This is a genomic window from Bartonella capreoli (assembly GCF_902813205.1).
Taxonomy (GTDB): domain Bacteria; phylum Pseudomonadota; class Alphaproteobacteria; order Rhizobiales; family Rhizobiaceae; genus Bartonella; species Bartonella schoenbuchensis.
The window spans coordinates 1-4,117 of record NZ_CADDZX010000023.1; the positions used below are offsets into that span (position 1 = coordinate 1).

Below are 4,117 nucleotides of genomic sequence, written 5' to 3' on the forward strand. Positions count from 1 at the left end.
TATGAAAAACGCCGGCTTTCCATTGAAAAATGGATCAAATGACGTCACCATTGTCCCCAACAGCTCAGTTTGATTGTTGATATCCATCAACCCAGCATAGAATAAAGCATTGGGTAAAAGCAGATAAGCCGGAGCTTGTGGAACAATCGCTGGCTTAATTGGCACTATATTTGGATGACGAGGATCAAATGGAATATTTTTACTTTCAAGACGAAAATCCCAAAAGTCCCCATCCCCTTTTACTAATCTTTTTTGAGGATCTGCTTTCCCAAATTCAGAACCAGGACCATAAGCAACAAGATGATGTTGGTAAGGAGAGTTATTTAGTGTAATATAACCATAGTTTAATTGAAAAGAGTCTTTTTGTGCTGATCCAGAAACCTGTACTATTGATACACTTTGATTGTTATTATTTCTATTTGTTCTTGAATTTACAGCCGCCTCTCCATTGCTTGATGTATTCATATGAATTTTAGTAGTTCCAGAAACATTACCATGAATTAAAACACGGTCGGTTTTGTGATCGTTAAGTGAGCCATCTTGGCCTATTTGAATATTGAGATGAAGTTGTGCATCACCCTGAGCGAGATAAGCGCTATGATATCCTTTTCCAATACGCAGCGTTTGATAATCGTCTGACGTCGGCTTTTCAAAGATAATTGCACTATCTTTAAGCATTATACCTGAGATTAATGAAGATGATTCTCTTAAATTTTGATTTTTCTTGTTCTTTGTTAAAAACCATCTAGATTTATTAGTTAAATAAAATAGAGTATCAGATTCATCATCAACGTGTGAACCGCCGGTTAATGAGGAATTATTAGTTGCAAGCATTACAGTAGATCCACTTTTAGCTTCTAATAATGAGGCACCGGAAATGTTTGAATCTTTTAAGGTAATAAGACTTTTTGCTGTTCTTCCATGAATAACTGTGTTATTTGGAACTTTTAAAGTTGTTAGTGTTAAATTAACAACCCCTACCTCTGACATTTTAGGCATATGGTGGGCTACTGTTAAATTACGTGACGCAGATCTTTGAGATCTTTTAAGGTGCGTTTCAGTTGATTTTTGAGATCCCCAAAGGCTTATACCGTAAGATTCATCACCCTCTATCGTAATAGTTGACCTTTTAACATTTACTGTTCCACTGTCGATATGGATTCCTTTAGCAACACCTGTTAATTCAGATTGGAGAAGTGTTATTTTTGCCCCCTTTGTAATATGTAGCCCTTGTCCTTTGTTTTTGGATCCTTTAATCGTGACTTTATTTGCAGCAAGATTTGCCCCTTTTCCTTGGACTTTAAGGAAGTCTGTATCATTATCGCCTGTATGTGTCATACTTACTTTATTTAGAATAGCTTTTCCTACACTTAAACTTACACCGTAACTTCCTTTAAAGCTCATTGAAGTACTATTCATAGTTATTTCAGCATTTTGGGCAGTTATGCCTTTGTTGACTTTATTTAAACTTGAATGACTCAATATTACATGTGCACCATTAGTTATATGAGCGCCTTTTTCCTTATCAGTTCCATTAATTACTGTTCTCAGCACTTTTACTGAAGATTCTTTTCCTTCAACCTTAATGAAGTCAGCGTTTTTGTTACCTTTGTAGTTCATCTGTACATTGTCTAGAATAGCCCTCCCATTCTTCTTAAGATCAATACCGTAATCTCCCGTGAATTCTATTAATCCACTTCCCATCCAAATTGATCCTTCTTCGACAGTTATTGCATTTTGAACTCTTGTAACATGCGATTGTTTTAGCGTCACATGTCCCCCATTTGCGACCTTTACCCCCAGTCCTTGTTCATTTCCTGTGAACATCACCTTTATTGCTACAAGATTTGCCCCTTTTCCTTCAACCTTGATGAAGCTTGGAGAAGCAGTATTAGCAGCCTTAGCACCCCTGTTATTCCCCTTATACTCCATAATAACACCCTTTAAGACAACATTCCCCGTTGAAAGACTAACGCCGTAGTCTCCCTTAAAGGCAATCTCCCCTCCCTTCATCCAGAATTCCCCATTAGCCACACTCACCCCATTTATGACATTGGAAAGGAGCGCATTTTTTAACTTAACCCTCCCACCCTTTGTGACATAAACCCCCTGTCCATACCCCTTTCCGTCGATTTTAATGCCTGTCCCTATAATATCTGCAGTATTTAAAACATTTTCTGCCTCAACCTTTAGGAAAGTAGTATTTTTCTCATGACCTTTATAAGTCATAGTGACATTTGTTAACAAAGCATGTCCCCTCTTGAGATAGATGCCGTGCCCTCCTTTAAACTCCATCGATCCTTCGATCATTTGCACAGCACCCTTTGTAATAGTCATGCCAGTGTGAACATTCGTATAAGTTGGATTCACCAAAACAACTCTCCCCCCATTTGTAACATTTAAGGCCTGCCCATGACCACTTCCATCGATTTTTAAGCTTGCTGCCACCACCACGGCACTCTTTGGTGTAAATGTTTTCCTCGTTTTAGGATCAACTGCCTCTACAGCATTTGTAGTATCCTCTCCCGTGATTTTAATGAAATCAGCTGTAGTACTGTTCCCCTTATAAGTCATCGTAACCCCCATTAAAGCAACCCCACCCTGCTTGAGAAGAATCCCGTGCTCTCCTGTAAATGTTATCTCGCCTCCCTCCATTTTGACATCCCCCTGTGTAACAGTCATAGCCTTATCAACATTGGTAAAAGTTGTGCCTTTCATCAACACCTGCCCATACCCCAGCTCTATCCCCGTTCCACTACCAGGCCCTTTAATATTAACCCCATTTAACAAAGCATACCCGCTTACAAGATTGATGCCATAGTCTCCTTTAAAAGTAATGCCCCCTTTGTCCATCACCAGCAATCCACTCGTCACCCTTGCTCCCATTTCAACCTGAGAAATATTCACATCCCTCATCATGACTTCTCCTAAGCTACTCACCACTACCCCTATACCTGTAGCTGTAGTTTTGCTCGTACCACCTGGTCCTGTAATGTTGAAATCACTTAACAAAGCCTGTCCCTTACTGAGATAGATACCGTATTCTCCCTTAAAAGTAATACCCCCCTTAAACATAAACACAGATCCCTCTGAAATAGTCATACCACTTCTCACATTGCTAAAGTTTGTCTCTTTCAACCACACAGCTCCCCCATTTGCTACCTTGACACCCTGCCCCTTACCTCCATTTCCTGTGATTGTTATGCCTTCTGCCAGAACTTTTCCCCCTTCAACCTTGATGAAGTTAGCATTAAGACCATCACTCTTATAAGTCATATTGACCCCTCTTAAATCAGCATACCCCCCTGTAAGACTGATCCCATGCTCTCCTTTAAACTCTACCGACCCTTCAACCATGACCACATCCCCCTTTGTGACAGTCATACCTTTATCAACACCCCTTACATTTGTCTTGTACAGATTAAGCATTCCCTCACTAACTTTGATGCCCTCTTGCCCTGTTTCCTTTCCCTCGATATTGACCTCTCCTAAAAAAGCATACCCCCTTGTAAGATCAATACCGTAATCTCCCGTAAACTCTACCGATCCTCCAAACATGCGAATACCTCCCCTCCAAACAGTCATACCTTTATAGACACCCCTTACATTTGTCTTGTACAGATCAAGCATTCCCGCACTAACTTTGATGCCCTCTTGTCCTGTTTCCTTTCCCTCGATATTGACCTCTCCTAAAAAAGCATACCCGCTTATAAGATTAATGCCATAGTCTCCCTTAAAAGTAATCTCCCCTCCCTCCATACGTACAAAACTTCCCTCCTTAACAGTCATACCTTTTGCGACATCTCTCAAATGCGTCCCTTTCAACCACACAGCTCCCTCTTTTGCTACCTCTATCCCATACCCATACCCATTTCCCGTAATCGTCACGCCCGTCAACTCAGCCCTCACCCCTTTCCCCACATATACTCCATACCCATCACTCCCCTCAAACTCAATCCTCGTCCTATCCTCCACCGTCAAACTCCCACCCCCCTACTAAATAGCCTCTCCCAGGCAATAGGCCTTCATTCCCTTAAAACAACGTCCCCTCATCTTCCAGCCACAAACACCTCTTCATCCCTCAAGACACAAACGCCTCCTCACCCAGTGTGCCCCT

At 41.1% G+C, this 4,117-nt stretch carries 1 pseudogene; it reads right to left on the reverse strand.

From position 1 onward, the window contains the following. Positions 1-3,975: pseudogene (locus J7R05_RS06765) on the reverse strand (hypothetical protein); the annotation flags it as partial. Positions 3,976-4,117: the final 142 nt, after the last annotated feature.